Source organism: Streptomyces sp. Ncost-T10-10d, assembly GCF_900091955.1.
In the GTDB taxonomy this organism is placed as follows: domain Bacteria; phylum Actinomycetota; class Actinomycetes; order Streptomycetales; family Streptomycetaceae; genus Streptomyces.
Genome location: NZ_FMDF01000183.1, coordinates 74049 through 95365 on the forward strand (window position 1 = coordinate 74049; position 21317 = coordinate 95365).

The window sequence follows — 21317 nt, forward strand, 5'->3', positions numbered from 1 at the left end:
CGCAGGGGACAAGTGTGATGGCCTTCACAGTGATCCGGTTCAATCTCGTCGATCCCGACGCCACCCCCGAGTCGCTCTCGGCCCGGTACCGCGCCGCGCTGGAGATGGCCGCGTACGCCGACGAGCACGGCGTCGACACCGTACAGACCGAGGAGCACCACGGCGCCGCCAACTCCTGGCTGCCCTCCCCCTTCGTCTTCGCGGGTTCGGTCTTCGGCGCCACCCGCCGGATCGCGGTCACCGTCTCGGCGATCATCGGCCCCCTGCACGACCCGCTGCGGCTGGCCGAGGACATCGCGGTCCTGGACCTGCTGAGCGCGGGCAGGCTGGTCACGGTGGCGGGGATCGGCTACCGACCCGAGGAGTACGAACAGGCGGGAGTCGAATGGGGCAGGCGCGGCCGTCTCCAGGACGAACTCCTGGAGACGTTGTTGCAGGCGTGGACCGGGGAACCGTTCCCGTACCGGGGCCGTACGGTCCGGATCACGCCACGCCCGTACACCCAGCCGCACCCGCTGCTGCTGGTGGGCGGCAGCTCGCGGGCGGCGGCGCGGCGGGCGGCCCGGTTCGGGCTGCCGTTCTTCCCGAGTGCGCATCTGCCAGAACTGGAGGCGTACTACCACGAGCAGCGTGCGGAATTCGGGACGGACGGCTTCTGCATGATGCCGTCCGCCGAGACGCCGCTGCTGCATGTGTCCGAGGACCCGGACCGGACCTGGGCGGAGTACGGCGAGCACTTCCTGCACGAGGCTCGTACGTACACCTCCTGGCAGTCCAAGGACATCCGCTCGGCCGTGCGCTCGGCGGCGACGACGGTGACGGAGCTGCGGGACGAGGGGGTCTACCGGGTCATCACGCCGGACGAGTGCGCCGGGGCGGCCGGGGAGCTGGACAGCCTGGTGCTGCATCCGCTGTGCGGCGGGATGCCCATCGAGGAGGGGTGGCGCAGCCTGCGGCTGTTCTGCGAGGCGGTCGCGCGTTGATGGGGCCGCCGGAACTGCCCCGGCGCGCAGGTGCGGGCCGGGGCATTCCGTGGTCGAGGAGAGGGGCAGCGGGGATTAGCCCATCTCCTCCAACGCCTTGCCCTTGGTCTCCTTCACGAACTTGAGCACGAAGGGGATCGAGAGCGTGGCGAAGCATGCGTAGATGATGTATGTGCCCGACAGGTTCCAGTCGGACAGGCTCGGGAAGCTCGCCGTGATCGCCCAGTTGGCGATCCACTGCGCGGACGCGGCGACGCCGAGCGCGGCGGCGCGGATCTTGTTCGGGAACATCTCGCCGAGGAAGACCCAGACCACGACACCCCACGACAGGGCGAAGAAGAGCACGAACACATGGGCCGCGACGAGCGCCACGATGCCCTGGGTGTGCGGCAGTTTGCCGTCGACCAGGTGCGCGGAGAAGGCCCAGGCCTCGAAGGCGAGGGCGATGGCCATACCTGTGGAGCCGACCAGCGCGAGCGGCTTGCGGCCCACCCGGTCCACCAGCACCATCGCGATCACGGTACCGACGATGTTGATGATCGACGTGGTGAACGAGTAGAGGAACGAGTCCGAGGGGTCGATGCCGACGGACTGCCACAGCGTCGCCGAGTAGTAGAACGCCACGTTGATGCCGACGAGTTGCTGGAAGACCGACAGGCCGATACCCACCCAGACGATCGGCAGGAATCCGAAGCGGCCGCCGAGCAGATCCTTGAACCTGGACTTGTGCTCACGGTGCATGGCGGTCTCGATCTCGGCCACCCGGGCGTCGAGGTCGACGTTCTTGCCCTCGACCTCCTCGAGGATCTGCCGGGCCCGGTCCTTCTTGCCGGCCGAGATCAGGAACCGCGGCGACTCGGGGATCGCGAACGACAGGAGTCCGTACAGAACGGCGGGAACGACCATCACGCCGAGCATCCACTGCCAGGCCTCGATGCCGCCGATCTTGCCGCGCTGATCTCCGCCGGCGAGCTGCAGAATGCCGTAGTTGACCAGCTGGGAGATGGCGATGCCGATGACGATCGCCGCCTGCTGGAAGGAGCCGAGCCGGCCGCGGTAGGCGGGCGGTGAGACCTCGGCGATGTATGCCGGGCCGATCACCGAGGCCATACCGATGGCGAAGCCGCCGATGATGCGCCACATCGCCAGGTCCCAGAGCGCGAACGGGAGCGCGGAACCGACGGCGCTGATGGTGAAGAGCACGGAGGCGATCTGCATGCAGCGGATTCGGCCGATGCGGTCGGCGATGCGCCCCGCCGTGGCCGCGCCGATCGCACAGCCGATCAGGGCGATGGCGATGACCTGGGCGAGCGTTCCCGAGCCGATGTCGTACCGGCTGCGGATCGCCTCGACGGCGCCGTTGATGACGGAACTGTCGTAGCCGAACAGGAAGCCACCCATCGCAGCGGCTGCCGTGATGAAGATGACATGGCCGAGGTGGTCCGGATGGGCCGCTCGGGCCCCGGACGCCGGTCCCTGCGATGTGCTGGTCACATGTACTCCTGATGCCTGGCCGCGTCGTCAGGTGTGGGGGGGGAGCGAGCTCTTGTGGGAGAGCAAGTTCTTCCAAGTGGCACATAACTTCACGACTGACACCACTTGAACATAAAGACGACGTTTCAGAGAGTATGCCTTCAAGTTTCGAAGTCAAGATTTCGCATTGGCGCACATCTACGCAGTAACGCTCAAAAGGTACGTCGAAGTGTTGAAGATTGAGTAAAGACTCAGCGCAACCGCTGGCTGATGACCTTGGAAACTCCGTCGCCCTGCATCGAGACGCCGTACAGCGCGTCGGCGACTTCCATCGTCCGCTTCTGGTGCGTGATCACGATCAGCTGAGAGCTCTCCTGGAGCTCCTCCATGATCCGGATCAGCCGCTGCAGATTGGTGTCGTCGAGCGCCGCCTCGACCTCGTCCATCACATAGAACGGACTCGGCCTGGCCTTGAAGATCGAGACCAGCAACGCCACCGCCGTGAGCGACCGCTCGCCGCCGGACAGCAGGGAGAGCCTCTTGACCTTCTTGCCGGGCGGCCGGGCCTCGACGTCCACACCGGTCGCGAGCATGTTGCCCGGGTCGGTCAGGACGAGCCGCCCGTCGCCGCCCGGGAAGAGACGCGAGAAGACGCCCTCGAATTCACGGGCCGTATCCCGGTACGCCTCGGTGAACACCTGCTCGACCCGCTCGTCGACCTCCTTGATGACCTGTATCAGATCGGCCCGGGTCTTCTTCAGATCTTCGAGCTGCTCGGAGAGGAACTTGTGCCGCTCCTCCAGCGCCGAGAACTCCTCAAGGGCAAGCGGATTCACCTTCCCGAGTTGCTGATACGCCCGTTCGGCCGACTTCAGCCGCTTCTCCTGCTCGGTCCTGACGAACGGCCTCGGCTGATTGCGCGGATGCTCCGGGTCCTCCGGCAGCTGCTCGCCCTCGGCGGCCGGTGACGGCGGTACGAGCTGGTCGGGGCCGTACTCGGCGGCCAGCCCGGCCGGCTCCACTCCCAGTTCCTCCAGCGCCTTCGCCTCCAGCTGTTCTATCCGCAGCCGCTTCTCGGCACCGAGCACCTCGCCTCGGTGGACGGAGTCGGTGAGCTTGTCCAGCTCGCTCTTGAGCTCGCGGCCCTGGTTGCGCTCGGCCGCCAGTTCCCGCTCCCGCTCCGTCTTCGCCGTTTCGGCCGCGACCCGCTCCTGCTCGGCCTGTACGACGGACACCTCGACATGGGCCAGCAGCTGACGGGCTCCGGACGCGACGGCGGAGGCCACCGCCGCCTCGTGCCGCAGTCGGGCGCGGCGCTGCTCGGCGCGGGCACGGGCCTCGCGCTCGGCGCGGGCGCCCCGGTCGAGGGAGTCCGCGCGGCCCGCGAGTCCTTTGACCCTCTCCTCGTGGGTACGCACCTGGAGGCGGGCCTCCATCTCGGTCTGGCGGGCGTTGGCACCGTCGGCGGCGAGCCGGTCGCGCACGGAGGTGTCCGGCTCCTCCTCGACCGGCATCTCCTCGGCGACGAGCAGCCGCTCGGCCAGCTCCTCGGCCTCCTCCGTCGCCCGCTCCAACGCCTCCTGGGCACGGGCGGCGGACGCGGTCATCCGCTCGGCCTCGCCCGCGGCGCCACGGGCCTGCCCGGCGAGCCGCCCGAGCTGCTGAGCCACCCCGGACTTCTCCCGCTCGGCGGCCCGACGCCGCTCCCCCAACTCCTCGACCAGCCCGGCGCTCGCGCTGCGCCGCTCCCCCGCGTGCCGCTGGTCCTCGCTCAACTCCGCGCACCGCACGCCCAGTTCCTCCAACTGGGCTGCGGCCTCATCGACCGAAGCCTGAACTTCGAGGAGGCTCGGCGCCCCGGCGGAACCGCCGTGCGCGAAGTGGGCCGAGAGGATGTCCCCCTCGGCGGTCACGGCCGTCAGTTCCGGGTGTACGGCAACGAGATCCTCGGCATCCTCCAGGGTGCCGACGACCACCATGTCCCGCACCAGCCTCCGTACGGCGCCCACCAGTTCGGCGGGCCCGCGGACGAGGTCGGCCACTGCGGGCGGACCTACGGCGGGCGCTCCGGCCCCATCGACACCAGAGGCACCAGAGGCACCAGAAGCACCACCGATCCGACCGGCAACATCCTGATCGGGCAGCCCATCCCACGCCCCGCCCAACAGCAGCGCCGCCCGCCCCGCGTCCTGCTTGCGCAGCAGCCGGATCGCGTCCGCTGCCGTGGCCGGGTCCGTCACCGCGACCGCGTCCGCCGCCGCGCCCAGTGCCGCCGCCACCGCCACCTCGTGCCCCGGCGCCACCGTCAGGAGTTCCGCGGCCGGGCCCAGCAGGCCCGACAGGCGGTCCCGCGCGCCGAGCAGCACACCGGTGCCGTCCTTGCGGCGCAGACCGAGGGCAAGTGCCTCATGGCGGGCCGCGACCGCCGCCCGCTTCCGTTCGGCGGCGGTGGCGGCCTCCCGGGCCGCGGAGAGCGCCGCCTCCGCCTCCGCGAGTTCCCGCTTGGCGGCCTCGTGCCGCTCGCCCAGCTCCGCGTCGCCCGCGTCCAGGCCCTCGACCTCGGCCTTGAGCTGTTCGTACTCCTCCTGGGCGGCAACCGCCCGCTCCTGCGCCTCGTCGCGCGAGGCGGCAAGCCGGTCGATCTCCGCCTGTGCCGAACCGGCCCGGCTGCGGGCCGCGTTGACCTGTCCGTTCAGCCGGGCGAGCCCCTCTCGGCGGTCCGCGATGGCGCGGGCGGCATCCTTGAGCCTGCGCTCCTCGGCCGCCAACTCCCTTTCCAGTTCGGCGCGGTGGGCGGCGGTGTCCTCCAGTGCGTGTTCCGCCGCCTCCAGCGCTGCCGCCAGCTCCGCCTCCTGCTCACGGATCCGGGCGGCCTCGCGCTCCATGTCCTCCGGGTCCCGGCCACGCCGCTCATCCAGGGGGGCGGCGCCGGCGCTCTTCACCCGGGCATCGGCCAGCGAGATCGTGCCGCGCACCCGCTCGGCCAGCTGCGACAGCTCGTACCAGGTCTGCTGGGCCCGCTGGAGCCGCGGCGCCAGCCGCCGTACCTCGTCCTCCAGCTCCGCCTCGCGCGCCAGGGCGGACTTGAGCTCCGCCTCCGCGGCCTCCCTGCGCTCCTTGAGCGCCGCTTCGTCGGCGATCTCGCTGCGCAGCGCGGTGTGCAGCCGCACCAGGTCGTCGGCGAGCAGCCGCAGCCTGGCGTCGCGCAGGTCGGCCTGGATGACGGCGGCCCGGCGCGCCACGGCCGCCTGCCGGCCCAGAGGTTTCAGCTGCCGTCGCAGCTCGTCGGTCAGGTCCTGGACGCGGGCGAGATTGGCCCCCATCGCGTCCAGTTTCCGCAGTGCCTTCTCTTTCCGCTTGCGGTGCTTGAGCACGCCCGCGGCTTCCTCGATGAATGCGCGCCGCCCCATCGGATCGGCATGGAGCACGGAGTCCAGCTGACCCTGGCCGACGATGACATGCATCTCGCGGCCGATACCGGAGTCCGAGAGAAGTTCCTGGATGTCCAGGAGCCGGCAGGTGTCGCCATTGATCTGGTATTCACTGCCGCCGTTGCGGAACATGATCCGAGTGATCGTCACTTCGGCGTACTCGATGGGGAGTGCGCCATCGGAATTGTCGATCGTCAGCGATACTTCCGCCCGCCCGAGCGGCGGCCGCCCGGTGGTGCCGGCGAAGATCACGTCTTCCATCTTGCCGCCGCGCAGGGATTTGGCACCCTGCTCCCCCATGACCCAGGAGAGCGCATCCACCACATTGGACTTGCCCGACCCATTGGGACCGACGACGCACGTGATACCGGGTTCGAACCGCAGCGTCGTGGCGGAGGCGAACGATTTGAAACCACGCAGGGTCAGGGCCTTGAGGTGCACGCCGCCGGACTCTACCTTTCACTCTCGGTTTCGCTGATGAAGGTGCAGGGCACATCAGACGGTAAGGGAAGGGGTGCAGGTCCGGGGCGGGTCCCGCACAGGTCCGAGCGGAAAAGAAAGAAGGGACGCCGAAGCGCCCCTTGTAAACCTTGTGCGGTATTGCGTGTGCGGTGTTGCTGGTGCAGCGCATGACGGATCAAGGACATGTCACTGTAGTGACAGATCAAGAGCAGTGATCTTCAATGATCCGGCGACGATCCGGGTGATGATCTCGGACGGCTGACGCGGGCAGCCCGACCGGCCCTGGGGGCCATCGGTCAGGTCAGCGCCGGCTCCGCCTGAGGTACGTCGATGTCGATGCTGTCGAGCAGCGACTCTTGGTGCTGGGCGGCGGCATTGAGTGCGTCGTTCTCATCCTGAATCCGTACGAGCTCGGATTCGAGGTCCTGGACGCGCTGCTGGAGCCGTCGCATCTCGGCGAGGAGTCGCGGGTCGGAACCGCCGACGTAACCGAGAAGCGCCTTTGCCATGATGGATGGTCCTCCACACTGAGTGACCGACCGATGCGGTGTGGGTCGTGAGGGAATCGCACCCGCGGTGCTCGGCAGTGCTCTGTATCCACTGCTGTTCTGCTGCCAAACAGCTCTGCCAAACAGCTAAGGTGCGCGGGGATTTCAGCGTCTCACCAAAAAGTTTGACGGTCAACACGATCACGCCCTGTAGAGACGGGCGGCCCGGGGCGCGCGGCTTGACGATCATGCGGCGCGACTCTCCTGCGGGACCCTCGGGGGCGTGGAGATCATCCTTACTGCCGCAGCCTGGCACGCCGACCGAATCTTGGCAACCACCCGGTCATTCCGCAGGTCATTTCATGTGTACGCAGATGAGCGTCCACTCCGTCACCCCGCGCCGCCCGTCGAACACGGTCCGAACACGGCCTCCCGGGACAGCCCTGGACCGAGCCCGGATCAGCGGATCGCGAAACCCTCGTATCCGCCGCGCGGGGTGTCCCAGATCTCAGTGACTCCGTCAACGTGCCCGGGTGTGTCGTCCGAGCGCAGCCACTCCAGCAGACGGTGGCAATTCTCACGTCGACCCTCGGCGACGACCTGCACCCTGCCGTCGTCGAGATTCAGGGCGAATCCGGTGAGGCCACCGATCTCCAGAGCGTTTGCCCTGGTGAACCAGCGGAACCCTACTTGCTGTACTCGGCCGCGTACCCAGGCGGTGAGTCGTACTTCTTCATTCATGCCCGAACGCTAACCGGCCAATTGCTTTCGGAGTACTTCCTGCCGATAGGGCATGGGCTACAGTCCCGTCGCAATAGCTTCACCCCATCGGGTGAATCATGTTGACGCCGAGAGCGGCGTCCAGACCCCCAGAAGGGCTCAGCAGATGGGACGCCATCGACGCTCCGCCGCAACTCCTGCCGCTGAGTACCACGCGGTGGGGGACGCGGGTCGGCACCGGGGTGCGCGCCGCAGGAAGCGGCCCGGAACACCTGTTCGTACCGGACTGATCGGCGTGTCCGCGGCCCTTGCCGTGGGGGCCGTGGCGGTCGCCTCCGGTCTGCTGCCCGGCGGCGACACCTACACGGTCGGCGGCGGCACTGCTGCCGACCATGTGCGTACCAAGGGGGCCCCGGACCTGCTGACCCAGGGCGCCTCCACCACCGCCCCCGCCGACCGCGGCGCCGCGTCCACCCCGGCCGGCCGCGGCGTCGGGCGGGCCGACGGCTCGACGAGACCGGAGTCCCCCACCGGGTCCCCGTCGAAGACCTCCGGACCGACCGGGCGGGCGAAGCCGTCCGAATCTCCGGCGTCGTCCGAGTCCGCTGCGACGGAAGCCGGGAAGAGCACCGCCCCGGCCGAGGTCGAGAAGTCGTCGGCCGCGCCGACGGCCGCTGCCTCCACTCCGGCCGCCCGCAGGTCCATGGAGCCGACACCGGCCGCCGCCGGCTCCGCGCAGGCCGCTGTGCTCGCCCTGGTCAACCAGGAGCGCGCGAAGGTCGGCTGCAGCCCCGTGACGGCCAGCGCCTCGCTGACCTCGCTGGCCCAGGACTTCAGCGACGACATGGCTGCCCGCGGCTTCTTCGACCACACCGACCCCGATGGCCGGACCCCCTGGGACCGCGCCTCGAAGGCCGGTGTGCAGGGACTCGGCGGCGAGAACATCGCCCGCGGCCAGGCCGACGCACAGGCCGTGATGGACTCCTGGATGAGCAGCGACGGCCATCGGGCAAACATTCTCAACTGCGATTACAAGACGCTCGGCGTCGGCGTGCACTTCGGTGCGGGCGGCCCCTGGTGGACCCAGGACTTCGGCTTCTGAGCACTCCCGGGACGTGCCGACCCGGAGAAAGCGCGCCCCATTGGTAAGCGCTGTGCGGGCGTACGCTGGTCGGCATGGACGAGAACACCCGTCTGGACGCGCTCGCTTTTGATGTGTTCTCCAGACAGTGCCCCTCGCGCGGCACCCTGGAGCATGTCACCGGGCGCTGGGGCAGTCTGACGCTGGGAGCGCTGTACGAGGGCGGCTTCCGCTTCAATGAACTCCGTCGCCGGGTCGACGGGGTGAGCGAGAAGATGCTCTCGCAGACCCTCCACGCCCTGGAGCGGGACGGTCTGGTCCACCGCGAGGCCCAGCCGACCAATCCGCCGCGCGTCGACTACGAACTGACACCTCTGGGCCGGCAGGTCGCCGAGCGGCTGCTCGGGCTGATCGAGCTCGTCGAGGGCCGGATGCCCGAGGTACTCCAGGCCCGTGACCGTTACGACGAGGCCCACCCGAGTCCGGAGGCCGGCGCTCAGGAAGCCGTGCGCGGCGGTCGCTGACAGCGCGGGCAGAAGTAGCTGGAGCGGTTCATCCACGGGCGGCGGCGCATCGGCGTACCGCAGCGGTGGCAGGGCTCGCCCTCTCGCCCGTATGCGTCGAGCGAGCGGTCGAAGTAGCCGGACTCGCCGTTCACATTGACGTAGAGGCTGTCGAAGCTGGTGCCGCCCTGGTCGAGCGCCGCGGTCATCACGTCGCGGACATGGCCCAGCAGTTCGGCCGACGTGGGGCGAGTGAGGGTCGCGGTCGGCCGGTCGTAATGCAACTTGGTGCGCCAGAGCGCCTCGTCCGCGTAGATGTTGCCGACTCCGCTGATCAGCGACTGGTCGAGCAGGGCACGCTTGATCGTCGTACGGCGCAGTCGCAGGGCCGTGTGGAACGCCGCGTCGTCGAAGGCCGGGTCCAAGGGGTCGCGGGCGATGTGTGCGATGGCGTCGGGCAGCCCGTCCATGCTGTCGGCGGCGCATTCGTGGAGGGAGAGCCCTCCGAAGGTCCGCTGGTCGACGAAGCGCAGCTCGGTGCCGAGCGAGTCGTCGAAGCGGATCCTGATGCGCAGATGCTTCTCGTCAGGGGTGTCCTGCGGCTGTACGAGCAGCTGGCCGCTCATGCCGAGATGGCCCAGCAGTGAGCTGGACGCATCGTTCAGCGGCACCCAGAGGTACTTGCCGCGGCGCATGGCCGTTCCGAAGCGGGCGCCGGCGAGCCGGGCCGCGAAGTCCACGCCGCCCGCGAAATGGCGGCGGACCGCGCGTGGGTGCAGCACCTCGACGTCGCCGACCGTGCGGCCGGTGACCCAGCGCTCAAGACCGCGTCGTACGACTTCGACCTCGGGCAGCTCGGGCACGGTGTCGCTCCTGGAGATGTGGACTGGGGAGATGAAAAGAATATCCGGGCAGGACAAACCCCTCGGCGCACAGGGCACCGAGGGGTTCTCGGGTCAGGCCGGAGCGATGTCCGTGGACGGCGACGGGTTGGCAGGGGTGTCGGCGGCCCCTCCGTCGGCAGCGGCCTTCGCCGCCGCCTCCCGCGCTTCCGCGGCGGCGCTGATCTCGCGCCAGGCGGACTCCGCCGCCTGCTGCTCCGCTTCCTTCTTGCTACGGCCGGTGCCGGTGCCGTACGAGACACCACCGACGCGAGCAGCAGCAGTAAAGGTCTTCTCGTGGTCCGGGCCGGCCTCCGTGACGAGGTACTCGGGGACGCCGAGGCTCTCGCTCGCGGTGAGTTCCTGGAGGCTGGTCTTCCAGTCCAGGCCGGCGCCGAGGTTCGAGGACCTGTCGATCAGCGGATCGAAGAGCCGGTGGACCAGCTCCGAGGCCGCGCTGAGACCCTGGTCGAGGTAGACCGCGCCGATCACCGCTTCAAGGGTGTCGGCGAGGATGGACGCCTTGTCCCTGCCGCCCGTGCCCTCTTCACCGCGGCCGAGCCGGATGAAGGAGCCGAGTTCGAGGCCGCGGCCCACCTCCGCAAGTGCACGCGAGTTGACCACCGCGGCCCGCAACTTGGCCAGCTGGCCTTCGGGCAGGTCGGGGTGGGTGCGGTACAGCGTGTCCGTGACCACCAGGCCGAGCACCGAATCCCCGAGGAATTCGAGCCGCTCGTTGGTGGGCAGACCGCCGTTCTCGTATGCGTACGAACGATGGGTCAGCGCACGCACCAGAAGGGCGGACTCGAGGTGATACCCGAGCCGCCCTTCCAGAAGCGTGTGGGACGAGGCTGTGTTGATGTTGTCTGCCTGCTTCTTGGCGTTGGACAACTCAGACATCGGGCCTCTCACCAGCCGCTCAGACCTCGAGGACCTGGCGCTTGTTGTACGTGCCGCAGCTGGGGCACGCGATGTGCTGCAGCTTCGGCTCCTGGCAACGCTCACACGAAACCAGGGTGGGGACCGCAGCCTTCCACTGCGACCGGCGGTGGCGCGTGTTGCTGCGCGACATCTTCCGCTTCGGAACAGCCACGGCTACTTCTCCTGCTTCTCGTCGACGCCCGCTTCGGCGCCGCCCATGTTGTCCTTCTCGCCGTCCTGAACGGTGTCGGCGAGTCCTTGCAATGCCGCCCAACGGATGTCGACGGCATCGTGGTGGTGACCGGGGTTCTCGTCCAGCCTGATTCCGCATTCGGAACACAGACCGGCACAGGACTCCCGGCACACCGGCTGCATCGGCAGTGCGAGCACCACCGCATCGCGCAGCACTGGTTCGAGGTCGAACAGGCCGTCCTCGATGAAGAGCCTGTCCTCGTCGTCCTCGGCGTCGTCGGCCGGTTCCGCCTTGCTGCTGCGGCCCCGGTCATCGGCGTCAGGGTACGAGAACATCTCCTGGAAGTCCGCCACAACCTCTTGGCGCAGCGGCTCCAGACACCTTACGCACTCCCCCTCGGCCGACGCACGGGCGGTGCCTGTGACAAGCACCCCTTCCATGACCGATTCGAGACGGAGGTCCAGCTCCACGGGTGCACCTTCCGGCACCCCGATGACCCCGTCGATGCCGAGGGCCGGTGAACCGGGTGCGTCCACCGAGCGGGTCAGCCGCTGGAGCGCACCGGGACGCCGACCCAGCTCGTGCGTGTCGAACACGAGGGGGTTTCGGTGGTCGAGGTGGCCGTTCAGGGCTTTTCCTGCTTTCGAAATCAAGTGCATCGCGCATCGTGGGGAGGGCCGACCTGATTCGGATTCGAAACGGGCAGCCGGGATCGCGGACATACGCGCGACCGAACAGCCAGGATACTGGACGCGCCGCCCAGCTCCCAATCCGGTCCGCCCCGCCTCCGTACCGCCCGGTCAGCGCTCCTGTTCGTACCGGCGGAGCTGGTCCAGATCGATCATGCTGGTGTCGAACAGGCTGGTCTCGTCGAGGGCGCTCTCGCCCTGCGGCTGGAGCGCCTGCTGGGACTGCATGGGCTGCTGCTGCCAGCCGTCGTACCCCTGGACCGGGATCTGGGCCTGGCTCTGGTCGTAGCCCTGTTGCTGATAGGCGGCGTACGGGTCCGGCTGCTGCTGGTACCCGTAGACGTCCTGCTGCGGCTGCTCCTGGTACGCGTACGTCTCCGCGTAGCTCGGCTGGGCCTGGGCGGGGAAGTGCGGCTGGACCTGCTGGTGCACCGGCTGCGGCTCCGGGGTGGCGAGCCCGGCGAGGCCGGCCCAGTGGTCCTCGTCGCTCATGTGCCCCTGATTGCCCGCCGCGTCCTGGGCGGCCACGTGCGCGCCGAGTTCGTCGGTGGCGACCCGGCCGTGCAGCTTCTGCCGGCCGCGGCCGACCGCTTCCAGGGTCTTGGCGAGCACGGCCTCGAAGGCGCCGAGCTTGGTGTCGACATACTCGTCCGCACGGCGCTGGAGCGTGGCCGGGTCGGTGCTGCGCTCGGGGGCCTCGGCGAAGTCCGGGTCCTCGTACCCCTGCTCGTCGAAGGTCTGGCCACGGCCGAGGAGCTTCTCGCGGCCCCGGTCGACGGAGCCGATGGTCTTGGTGAGGACGACCTCGAAGTTGGCGAGCTTGCTGTCGACGTACTCGTCGGCCTCGGCACGGACCTCCTCGGCCTCCCGACGGGCCTCGCCGAGGATGCGGTCGGCCTCGCTGCGGGACTGCATGGCGACCTCGGTCCCGGAGATCAGCGAGGTGCGTTCGGCATGCGCGGTCTCGATGATCCGCTCGGCCTCCTGACGGGCCTGCTCGACCATCTGCTCCCGGCCGCCGATGAGCTCCTGGGCATGGGCGAGCGAGCCGGGCAGGGCCTCGCGCACCTCTTCGAGCATCGCGAGCAGCTCGGCGCGGTTGACCACGCACGAAGCCGACATGGGCATGGACCGGGCGCTCCCGACCGCCTCGACGATCTCGTCGAGCTTCTTCTGCACGTCCACCGTGTGCTCGCCACTCTCTACAGCCGATTTGGAGACGGACGGGACGACTGTACGGCCAGTCGGCGCCCGCCCGACACCTGGTGACGGTTCGTCAGTTCCTCAGCGCTGAGCGAGGCGTTCGGTGAGGGCTTCGTGGACCACCGGGGGCAGCAGGTGGGAGACGTCGCCGCCCCAGGTCGCGACCTCCTTGACCAGGGAGGACGACAGGAAGCTGTAGGTGGGATTGGTCGGCACGAAGAGCGTCTCGACGCCGGAGAGACCGTTGTTCATCTGGGCCATCTGCAGCTCGTAGTCGAAGTCGCTGACGGCCCGCAGGCCCTTCACGATCGCCGGGATGTCGCGCTGCTTGCAGAAGTCGACGAGGAGGCCGTGGAAGGACTCGACCTCGACGTTGCCGAAATCGGCGGTGACCTGGCGGATCAGGTCGATCCGCTCGTCGATCGTGAACAGGCCCTTCTTGGACTGGTTGATCATCACCGCGACATGCACGACGTCGTACAGCTTCGAAGCACGGCCGATGATGTCGAGGTGTCCATTGGTGATGGGGTCGAATGACCCCGGGCAGACGGCGCGGCGCAACTTGGTTCCCTCGCTCTCCGGTCCGGTCATCGTGCGTCTTCGCACGTAGAGGCGGCGCGACCGTACCAAAGCGTCCCCTCGCCGTAGCGACGGGCCCGCAGTGGCTCGAATCCCTTGGGCCAGTTGAATTCTCCGCCTCTGGTGCTGCGTTCCACGGTGACGAGGGCGTCGGCTGTGAGCCACCCCTGGGCACGGAGTGTGAGCAGTATCTCGCCAAGATCGTCGTCGGTCACGGCGTACGGCGGGTCCAGGAACACCACGTCGTACGGCTCCGCGGGCGCCGGTCCCGTCACGATCTGTTCGGCTTTTCCGGTACGGACTTCGGCGCCGGGCAGGCCGAGTGCGCGGACGTTGTCCCGGACGATGCGGACGGCCTTGTGGTCGGCCTCGACGAGCAGGGCATGGACCGCGCCGCGGGAGAGTGCCTCCAGGCCGACGGCGCCGGAACCCGCGTACAGATCCGCGATACGGGTGCCGTGGAGGCTGCCCAGGAGGGCTTCCCAGGTGGAGAAGAGGCCCTCGCGTGCACGGTCGGAGGTGGGGCGGGTGCCGGTGCCGGGCGGGACGGCCAGGCGGCGTCCGCCGGCCGAGCCGGCGATCACGCGGGTCATGGGTGTCTGGTCCTCGGTTCGTGGGTGGCCCACAGGATGCTGCGGTGCCGTGCCACCCACGATATGGCGTCGTGGCGGATGGGGCCCGCGCACCCGTCACCCCTTGTCGAGGTACTGTTCGCGCTCCTTGTCGAGCAGCGCGTCCAGCGTGATCCGCAGCTCGGGCAGGTGTTCCAGCTCCGGGTCGGCGGCGACGATCGTGGCGGCCTCCTCGCGGGCGGCGGCGATGACCTCCTCGTCATCGATGACGGTGAGCATCCGCAACGAGGAGCGGACCCCGGACTGGGCCTGGCCGAGGACATCGCCCTCGCGGCGCTGTTCGAGGTCGATCCGGGACAGTTCGAAGCCGTCGAGGGTGGCGGCGACGGCGGAGAGGCGGGCGCGGGCGGGGCTGGCCTCGTGGGCCTCGCTGACCAGCAGACAGAGTCCGGCGGCGGAGCCGCGGCCGACCCGGCCGCGCAGCTGGTGGAGCTGGGAGACCCCGAACCGGTCGGCGTCCATGATCACCATGGCGGTGGCATTGGGGACGTTGACCCCGACCTCGATGACAGTGGTGGCGACGAGGACGTCGACCTGGCCCGCGGCGAAGCGGCGCATCACGTCGTCCTTGTCGTCGGGGTTCATCCTGCCGTGCAGCACCTCGACGCGCAGACCGGCGAGCGGGCCCTTGGCGAGCTGTTCGGCGATCTCCAGGACGGCGAGGGGCGGGCGCTTCTCGCCGTCTTCCTCTGCCGGCTTCTTCTTCCCCTTCTTGCCCGCCGCCTCGTCCTCGGCGTCGTCGCCGATGCGGGGGCAGACCACATAGGCCTGATGCCCGTTCTCCACTTCCTCGCGGACCCGTTCCCAGGCACGGCTGAGGAAGTGCGGCTTGTCCTTGGCGGGTACGACATGGCTGGCGATCGGCGAGCGGCCGGCCGGCAGCTGGTCCAGTACGGACGTCTCCAGATCACCGAAGACGGTCATGGCGACCGTACGGGGAATGGGGGTCGCGGTCATGACCAGCAGATGCGGCGGCTGTTTCCCCTTGGAGCGCAAGGCGTCGCGCTGTTCCACCCCGAAGCGGTGCTGTTCGTCGACGACGACCAGGCCCAGGTCGTGGAACTGCACCTTGTCCTCGATCAGCGCATGTGTGCCGATCACGATCCCGGCCTCGCCCGTGACGAGGTCGAGCAGCGCCTGCCGGCGGGCCGCGACGCCCATGGAGCCGGTGAGCAGCACCACCTTCGTCCCCTGCTCGGAGCCGCCGACCGCCCGCCCGTCGCCGGACCGCCGTCCCTCCTGAGGAGGCGCTTCGCGCCACAGTCCCCAGTTCTCGGCCAGCTCGCCCATCATTTCGGTGATGGAGCGGTGGTGCTGCTGAGCAAGCACTTCGGTGGGCGCGAGCATGGCGGCCTGCCCGCCCGCGTCGACGACGCCGAGCATCGCGCGCAGCGCGACCATGGTCTTCCCGGACCCGACCTCGCCCTGGAGGAGCCGGTGCATCGGGTGCTCGGTCGCCAGGTCGTCGAAGATCTCCTTGGAGACCTTCTGCTGTCCCTCGGTGAGGGTGAAGGGCAGCTTGGCGTCGAAGGCGTCGAGCAGTCCGCCGGGCCTGGGTCTGCGGGCCACTGCCGGGAGCTGGGTGTCGGCGTATCTGCGGCGGGCCAGCGCGACCTGGAGAACGAAGGCCTCGTCCCACTTCAGCCGGTCCCTGGCCTGCGCGATGTCCGCCTTGGTCTGCGGGCGGTGGACCTTCAGCAGCGCCTCCGGGAGCGGGGTGAACCCGCGGCCCTCGCGCAGACTCGCCGGCAGCGGGTCGACGGCCTCCCGCGCGCTGGGCAGCACGGTGTCGACGGCCTTGGCGATCCGCCACGAGTCCAGCTGCTTGCAGGCCGGGTAGATCGGCAGCAGCCGCCCGGCGAACGCATCCACCGCTTCCGTGGCCTCGTCCCCGTCGATGGACTCGACGTCCAGCAGCTGGTAGGTGGGGTGGGCCAGCTGCATCTTCCGGTTGAAGACGGAGACCTTGCCCGCGAACATCGCCCGCCGGCCCGGCAACAGCTCCTTGTGCGGTTTGTGGACGCCATGACCGAAGAAGACCAGCTGGAGGCGGCCGTTGCCATCGGTGAGAGTCACTTCGAGGCGCTTGCCGCGGCCGTTGTTGAACATCACGACGCGCGCGTCGGCGACCTGGGCGACCACCGTCACATGCTCGTCCAGAGGAAGGTCGGTCAGCGCCGTGAGCCGACCGCGCTCCTCGTACCGCCGCGGGTAGTGGTGCAGCAGATCACCGACCGTGTGCAGGTCGAGGTGTTCGGCCATCACCTTCGCGGTGGCTCCGCCGAGCAGCTTCTTGAGGGGTTCATCGAACGCAGACACGCGATCCATTGCACACCACACCACTGACAGATGTCCGCCGGGCACCACGCGGAACACCGGAATCCGCTGGTCCGAATTTCCGAATCATCGCCACGCCTCCAGGATCGGCTCCCACGCCTCCGGCTCGCCATCACCTCTCACGGGATCGCCCGACCCGGCTTCGCGGAGGCCGGGCCCGACGTCCTCGCCCTGCGCACGGCCGCCGGCCTACTCCACCCCGATCAGCAGCGGAGCACATGGGGGGCCGCCCCGGTACACCACCGTGTCGACCGCCAGATAGCCCTCGCGCACATGCTCCTCCAGCTCGTCGGCCAGGGTGTCGGGGACGTCATCGCCGAGGACGAGGGTGACCAGTTCGCCGCCCGCCGCCAGCATGCGGTCCAGCACGTTCCGGGCCGTTTCCGGTACGTCCTCGCCGATGACCGCGACATCGCCGTCGATCAGGCCCAGGATGTCGCCGGCCTGGCAGATGCCCGCCATGGTCCAGGACTGCCGTTCGGCGACGGCCAGTTCGGCGTAGCGGGTGGCACCGGCCGCGGCAGTCATCGCCACCACGTCCTCGTCGAAGCTGCGGTCGGGTTCGTGGACGGCGAGGGCGGCGATGCCCTGGACGGCGGCCCGGGTCGGGATCAGGGCGACCCGGACACCCTCCGCGCGGGCCTGTTCGGCGGCGGCAGCGGCGGTGTGGCGCAGCTCCGCGTCGTTGGGCAGCAGAACCACCTCGCGGGCATGCGCCCGGCGGATCGCGTCGACCAGTTCGCCACTGGCGGGCGGCTCCCCGGGGCGCGCCAGGACCGTCGTCGCCCCGGCCTCCTTGCACAGGCCGCGGAGCCCGTCGCCGGGGACCACCACGACGACAGCGCGCTGCACGGGTTCGGTGTGGGGGTGCACCCGGTCCGCGCCGAAGTGGGTGATCCGGATGCGGTACGGCCGCCCCGCCTCCACACCGGCCTCCACCGCCGCACCCGCGTCGTCAACATGCACATGCACGTTCCACAGCCCGTCGCCGCCCACCACCACGAGCGAGTCGCCGAGCCCGTCGAGCCGGGTCCGCAGCCGGTCCACGGCGCCGTCCGTGGCCTCCAGCAGGTAGATGACCTCGAAGGCCGGTCCGCCCTCCGCGCAGTCCTGCGGCGCAGGGACGACGGTCGCGGGCACCGTCGCGTACGTGCGCTCGGGAGCCCGCCCGGAGACCGCTTCGACGAGTGACCCGAGCACCGTCACCAGACCCCGTCCGCCTGCGTCCACGACGCCCGCCCGTCCGAGGACGGCGAGCTGTCCGGGGGTCGCTTCCAGGGCCGTCCGCGCTCCCTCGTACGCCGCCTGTGCGACCGCCGCGGTCCCGGCGTCGTCCGTCGTGCGCCCGGCGGCCTCGGCGGCCGCGGTGGCCACGGTCAGCACGGTGCCCTCGACGGGGTGGGCGACGGCCTGCCGGGCGGCTGCGGCGGCCCTGGTGAGCGCCCGGCGCAGATGGTCCGCGTCGTGCCCGTCGGCCAGCACCCCCGCCATTCCCCGCAACAGCTGGGCCAGGATCGTGCCGGAGTTTCCGCGCGCACCGATCAGGGCCCCGTGCGCCATGGCCCGTACCGCGTCGGCGGCGACGGGCACGGTGGTACCGGTCTCATGGGCGGCGAAGACCGCTTCGACGGCCTGGGTCGCGGACTCCACGGTGAGATAGAGGTTCGTACCGGTGTCCCCGTCGGCGACGGGGTAGACGTTGATCGCGTTGATTGCCTCGCGCTCCCGGCCCAGTGCCTCCAGGGCCAGTGAGCACCAGGTACGCACCGCGACGGCGTCCATGTCGTCGGCGGTCTGCGGCACCTGTCGGTCCTCCTCGAGATCGGCCGTGGGCGGCCGGCTGCACCGCAGAGTAGCGCCGTGCGCCGGTTCCGGCTGGGACAGGGGCGGGACAGGGGGCAGCGGAACCCATGGTAGTTTCGTTCCATCGACGCAGCCGTTGTATGCTGCTTCGGTTGCCCGATGAGAGTCGGGCCATTCCTCCGGTGCCGCCACTTCAGTCAAATGATTCCGGCGCGCCGGAATTCACTGTAAGTGCATCTGAAGTCTTTGGAGTGACCCGTGGCTGCCAACTGCGACGTCTGCGGCAAGGGGCCGGGCTTCGGCAACAACATTTCGCACTCGCACCGCCGTACGTCCCGTCGCTGGAATCCCAACATCCAGCGCGTGCGTGCCGTGGTCGGTCGGACGCCGAAGCGGCTCAACGTCTGCACCTCGTGCATCAAGGCCGGCAAGGTCGCGCGCTGACGTTCCCGTCGTAGCGCAGCCTTCCGGTTGCCCAAAAAGCCGGTCCACCTCGGTGGACCGGCTTTTTGCTGTGCTCCTGGGGCCCTCACACGGCGCGCGTCCGCCGGCCGTGGTCGACGGGCTCGCCGGGCAGATGCCCGCGCTCGGTGGAGACCCGGCGCGGCCCGAAACCCAGTACCCCGGTAGCGGCCTGCCGTATTCCGGTCGTCCACCACGCTGCGGCACTGGGTTCGACGGCATCGACGGGCACCTCAGGCGCCCTGCACCCGCGGCGAGTTCCGGGCCGTGATGGCGGTCAGCAGACTCATTCCGTGCACACCGGGTGTCGGCTTCGTCTTCGAATCGGCCTGAATGCCCGCACCGCCGCCGGGATCGGAACCGGCGGCGGTGAGCACGCGGGCGGGTACAGCAGCAGATACGGGCACACGCCGAAATCTACGGGGCGTCCTCTATGCCCCCGAAATGGTCCCAGCCACCCTTGCTGGTCCAGGGCGCCCCGTCGACCGTCACCTGCGGCAGCGCCGAGGGGTTGAGGACTTCGCCGATCACCTTCCAGCGGGCGGGCAGCTTCACGTCCGGCGGGAAAGTGGCGACGATCGCGTGATCCTCTCCCCCGGTCAGCACCCACTGCAGCGGGTCCACGCCGACTGCCTGCCCGATGTCGGACATCTGCGAGGGGATGTCGATGAGTCCGGAGCGCAGATCGATCCGGACCTTGCTGGCCTCGGCGATGTGCCCGAGGTCGGCGACGAGTCCGTCGCTCACGTCCGTCATCGCGGTGGCGCCGAGTCCGGCGGCCGCGGGGCCTGCGTGGTACGGCGGTTCGGGGCGCCGGTGGGCCTCGACGAAGGCGCGGGGCGAGCGGAAGCCGCGGGAGAGCACGGCATATCCGGCAGCGGACCAGCCGAGCCAGCCGGTGACGGCGACGACGTCGCCGGGCTGGGCGCCGGACCGGGTGACCGGTTCATGGTTGCGCAGATCGCCGAGTGCGGTGATCGAGACGGTGATCGTCTCGCCGCGCACCACATCGCCGCCGACCACGGCCGCGCCGGCGACCTGGCACTCGTCACGGATGCCGTCCATCAGCTCGCCGGCCCAGGTGACCGGGAGTTCGGCAGGGACGACCAGGCCGAGCAGCAGCGCGGTGGGCACGGCGCCCATGGCGGCGATGTCGGCGAGATTCTGGGCGGCGGCCTTGCGGCCGACGTCGTACGCCGTCGACCAGTCGCGACGGAAGTGCCGTCCCTCCAACAGGATGTCCGTACTGGCCACGACCCTGCGGTCGGGAGCGGACACGACCGCGGCGTCGTCGCCGGGGCCGAGCCGTACCGCCGGAGTGGTGGTGAGCCGGGAAGTGAGCTCCCTGATGAGCCCGAACTCCCCCAACTCGCCCACGGTTCCCTTCACCGAGTCTCACCTCTCATCTATCGCCCCGGACGATCGTCCGGGCTGCTTCAGCGGCCGGGGGTCCGGATCGTGGACCGGCCGCCGCCGCAGGGAGCAGTCTGCACCGGTTCTCATCGGCATGCCTGTCCCCCTCCCGCCACGCTCTTCCGCACCGCCGCACATGCGGTCGCGGGCCGTCACTGCTGTCGGTACTGTCAAGAGATACGTCAACTTGTGTCTTGCGTACGCCACGCTGTGGACGTCAACCGCCCCGTAGGTCTCCCCGCGGCCCGCGGCAACGCGATACCGTGGCGTCCCTTTCCCCCACATGATCCTCGTGGCCGCCCTGGAGGTTCCGTGGTACAGGCGTACATCCTTATTCAGACCGAGGTGGGCAAGGCGTCGACCGTCGCCGAGACCATCGCCAAAGTTCCGGGAGTGATCCAGGCAGAGGACGTCACCGGCCCCTATGACGTGATCGTGCGAGCCCAGGCCGACACGGTCGATGAACTCGGCCGCATGGTGGTCGCCAAGGTCCAGCAAGTGGAAGGCATCACCAGAACCCTGACCTGCCCGGTCGTTCATCTGTAGCCCCGTCTACGCTGGGCCGGTGACATCATTGCGCCGCCGGTTCCGCCACCCCGTGCTTCTCGGTCCGTCCGTTGCCGCGCTGCTGCTGGCCGCGGCGGGCTGCTCCTCAACGGACGCCGCGGCGTCGATCACGGTTCCCACGCCATCACCGGAAGCCGCAGCCTACTGCCGTGCACTGCACAAGGAACTGCCGAAGACCGTTGCCGGACTCGACCGCGGTGACACCGGGACGAAGTCCGAACTGACCGCCGAGTGGGGGGACGGAGCGATCGTACTGCGCTGCGGTGTCCCCCGGCCCGCGAAGATGGACGACCCCATGGCGAAGGGGACCGAGGCGGACGGCGTCAACTGGCTGCTGGAGGAGCCGCAAGACGCCGGTCCGCGCTTTACGACGACCTACCGCAAGGCGTACGTCGAGGTGAGTCTCTCGAAGGCGTACGTCCATGACGCGACCCCGTTGGCCGCGTTCGGCCCGGCCGTCCGCAAGACGGTTCCCAGCAGCCCGTAGGGCGTGCGC

20 protein-coding genes and 1 pseudogene are annotated in these 21317 nt (G+C 69.5%); 6 read left to right on the forward strand and 15 right to left on the reverse strand.

Features of this window, described 5'->3' with window-relative positions:
* The first annotated feature begins 17 nt into the window (after nt 1-17).
* Nucleotides 18-983, forward strand: a complete 966-nt coding sequence (locus GA0115254_RS33975; RefSeq protein ID WP_093899116.1) for an LLM class flavin-dependent oxidoreductase — start codon at nt 18-20, stop codon at nt 981-983.
* A 75-nt stretch (nt 984-1058) separates the two neighbouring features.
* On the opposite strand, the gene GA0115254_RS33980 is transcribed toward GA0115254_RS33975, so the two are convergent.
* The 4 genes from GA0115254_RS33980 to GA0115254_RS34000 form a co-directional block, all read right to left on the reverse strand.
* Complete coding sequence (locus GA0115254_RS33980) at nt 1059-2477, reverse strand: sugar porter family MFS transporter (RefSeq protein ID WP_093899117.1); 1419 nt, start codon at nt 2475-2477, stop codon at nt 1059-1061.
* Nucleotides 2478-2707: 230 nt separating this feature from the next.
* The gene (gene smc / locus GA0115254_RS33985; RefSeq protein ID WP_093899118.1) at nt 2708-6328 is read right to left on the reverse strand and encodes a chromosome segregation protein SMC; all 3621 of its coding nucleotides are present in this window, start codon (nt 6326-6328) and stop codon (nt 2708-2710) included.
* Nucleotides 6329-6645: 317 nt separating this feature from the next.
* On the reverse strand, nt 6646-6858 hold the full coding sequence (locus GA0115254_RS33990; protein ID WP_018551753.1) for a hypothetical protein: 213 nt from the start codon (nt 6856-6858) through the stop codon (nt 6646-6648).
* A 438-nt stretch (nt 6859-7296) separates the two neighbouring features.
* Complete coding sequence (locus GA0115254_RS34000; protein ID WP_093899119.1) at nt 7297-7578, reverse strand: acylphosphatase; 282 nt, start codon at nt 7576-7578, stop codon at nt 7297-7299.
* Between the two features lie 145 nt (nt 7579-7723).
* On the opposite strand from GA0115254_RS34000, the gene GA0115254_RS34005 reads away from it, so the two are divergent.
* Nucleotides 7724-8659, forward strand: a complete 936-nt coding sequence (locus GA0115254_RS34005) for a CAP domain-containing protein (RefSeq protein WP_093899120.1) — start codon at nt 7724-7726, stop codon at nt 8657-8659.
* A 74-nt stretch (nt 8660-8733) separates the two neighbouring features.
* Nucleotides 8734-9162 carry a winged helix-turn-helix transcriptional regulator gene (locus GA0115254_RS34010; RefSeq protein ID WP_093899121.1) on the forward strand — a complete coding sequence of 143 codons (429 nt, stop codon included), beginning with the start codon at nt 8734-8736 and terminating at the stop codon, nt 9160-9162.
* Here the strand turns inward: GA0115254_RS34010 and mutM are convergent.
* The 9 genes from mutM to GA0115254_RS34055 form a co-directional block, all read right to left on the reverse strand.
* Nucleotides 9135-10004, reverse strand: coding sequence for a bifunctional DNA-formamidopyrimidine glycosylase/DNA-(apurinic or apyrimidinic site) lyase (mutM, locus tag GA0115254_RS34015; RefSeq protein ID WP_093899122.1), 870 nt, complete (start codon nt 10002-10004; stop codon nt 9135-9137). The two genes, GA0115254_RS34010 and mutM, sit on opposite strands and share 28 nt — an antisense overlap.
* A gap of 93 nt (nt 10005-10097) precedes the next feature.
* Entirely contained in the window at nt 10098-10922 is an 825-nt protein-coding gene (rnc, locus tag GA0115254_RS34020) for a ribonuclease III (RefSeq protein WP_093899123.1), read from the reverse strand.
* 19 nt (nt 10923-10941) lie between these two features.
* Nucleotides 10942-11115, reverse strand: coding sequence for a 50S ribosomal protein L32 (gene rpmF / locus GA0115254_RS34025; protein ID WP_003965982.1), 174 nt, complete (start codon nt 11113-11115; stop codon nt 10942-10944).
* A 2-nt stretch (nt 11116-11117) separates the two neighbouring features.
* Nucleotides 11118-11795: a YceD family protein gene (locus GA0115254_RS34030; RefSeq protein WP_093899124.1), complete on the reverse strand. Its 678-nt coding sequence runs from the start codon at nt 11793-11795 to the stop codon at nt 11118-11120.
* Nucleotides 11796-11936: 141 nt separating this feature from the next.
* Nucleotides 11937-13010 (reverse strand): cell division initiation protein, encoded by a 1074-nt coding sequence (locus GA0115254_RS34035; protein ID WP_093899125.1) that lies wholly within the window; start codon nt 13008-13010, stop codon nt 11937-11939.
* A gap of 99 nt (nt 13011-13109) precedes the next feature.
* Entirely contained in the window at nt 13110-13589 is a 480-nt protein-coding gene (gene coaD, locus GA0115254_RS34040; protein ID WP_218105600.1) for a pantetheine-phosphate adenylyltransferase, read from the reverse strand.
* Nucleotides 13590-13615: 26 nt separating this feature from the next.
* A complete protein-coding gene (gene rsmD, locus GA0115254_RS34045) occupies nt 13616-14200 on the reverse strand; it encodes a 16S rRNA (guanine(966)-N(2))-methyltransferase RsmD (RefSeq protein ID WP_093899127.1) in 585 nt (194 codons plus the stop codon).
* A gap of 96 nt (nt 14201-14296) precedes the next feature.
* Nucleotides 14297-16567 (reverse strand): ATP-dependent DNA helicase RecG, encoded by a 2271-nt coding sequence (gene recG / locus GA0115254_RS34050; protein WP_093899128.1) that lies wholly within the window; start codon nt 16565-16567, stop codon nt 14297-14299.
* A 198-nt stretch (nt 16568-16765) separates the two neighbouring features.
* On the reverse strand, nt 16766-18379 hold the full coding sequence (locus GA0115254_RS34055; RefSeq protein ID WP_093899129.1) for a DAK2 domain-containing protein: 1614 nt from the start codon (nt 18377-18379) through the stop codon (nt 16766-16768).
* A gap of 258 nt (nt 18380-18637) precedes the next feature.
* On the opposite strand from GA0115254_RS34055, the gene rpmB reads away from it, so the two are divergent.
* Nucleotides 18638-18823, forward strand: a complete 186-nt coding sequence (gene rpmB / locus GA0115254_RS34060) for a 50S ribosomal protein L28 (protein ID WP_030928661.1) — start codon at nt 18638-18640, stop codon at nt 18821-18823.
* A 172-nt stretch (nt 18824-18995) separates the two neighbouring features.
* Here the strand turns inward: rpmB and GA0115254_RS34065 are convergent.
* A pseudogene (locus GA0115254_RS34065) lies at nt 18996-19248 on the reverse strand (bifunctional hydroxymethylpyrimidine kinase/phosphomethylpyrimidine kinase); the annotation flags it as partial.
* A gap of 10 nt (nt 19249-19258) precedes the next feature.
* The gene (locus GA0115254_RS34070) at nt 19259-20230 is read right to left on the reverse strand and encodes a thiamine-phosphate kinase (protein ID WP_093899131.1); all 972 of its coding nucleotides are present in this window, start codon (nt 20228-20230) and stop codon (nt 19259-19261) included.
* Between the two features lie 336 nt (nt 20231-20566).
* Here GA0115254_RS34070 and GA0115254_RS34075 point away from each other — a divergent pair, with 336 nt between their 5' ends.
* Entirely contained in the window at nt 20567-20800 is a 234-nt protein-coding gene (locus tag GA0115254_RS34075; protein WP_093899132.1) for an Lrp/AsnC family transcriptional regulator, read from the forward strand.
* A 19-nt stretch (nt 20801-20819) separates the two neighbouring features.
* Nucleotides 20820-21308 (forward strand): DUF3515 domain-containing protein, encoded by a 489-nt coding sequence (locus tag GA0115254_RS34080; RefSeq protein ID WP_256102911.1) that lies wholly within the window; start codon nt 20820-20822, stop codon nt 21306-21308.
* Nucleotides 21309-21317: the final 9 nt, after the last annotated feature.

Coding starts and splice junctions, on each gene's coding strand:
- GA0115254_RS33975 (WP_093899116.1), top strand. CDS start 18: ATGGCCTTCACAGTGATCCGGTTCAATCTCGTCGATCCCGACGCCACC.
- GA0115254_RS33990 (WP_018551753.1), bottom strand. CDS start 6,858: ATGGCAAAGGCGCTTCTCGGTTACGTCGGCGGTTCCGACCCGCGACTC.
- GA0115254_RS34000 (WP_093899119.1), bottom strand. CDS start 7,578: ATGAATGAAGAAGTACGACTCACCGCCTGGGTACGCGGCCGAGTACAG.
- GA0115254_RS34005 (WP_093899120.1), top strand. CDS start 7,724: ATGGGACGCCATCGACGCTCCGCCGCAACTCCTGCCGCTGAGTACCAC.
- GA0115254_RS34010 (WP_093899121.1), top strand. CDS start 8,734: ATGGACGAGAACACCCGTCTGGACGCGCTCGCTTTTGATGTGTTCTCC.
- rnc (WP_093899123.1), bottom strand. CDS start 10,922: ATGTCTGAGTTGTCCAACGCCAAGAAGCAGGCAGACAACATCAACACA.
- GA0115254_RS34030 (WP_093899124.1), bottom strand. CDS start 11,795: ATGCACTTGATTTCGAAAGCAGGAAAAGCCCTGAACGGCCACCTCGAC.
- rsmD (WP_093899127.1), bottom strand. CDS start 14,200: ATGACCCGCGTGATCGCCGGCTCGGCCGGCGGACGCCGCCTGGCCGTC.
- recG (WP_093899128.1), bottom strand. CDS start 16,567: ATGGATCGCGTGTCTGCGTTCGATGAACCCCTCAAGAAGCTGCTCGGC.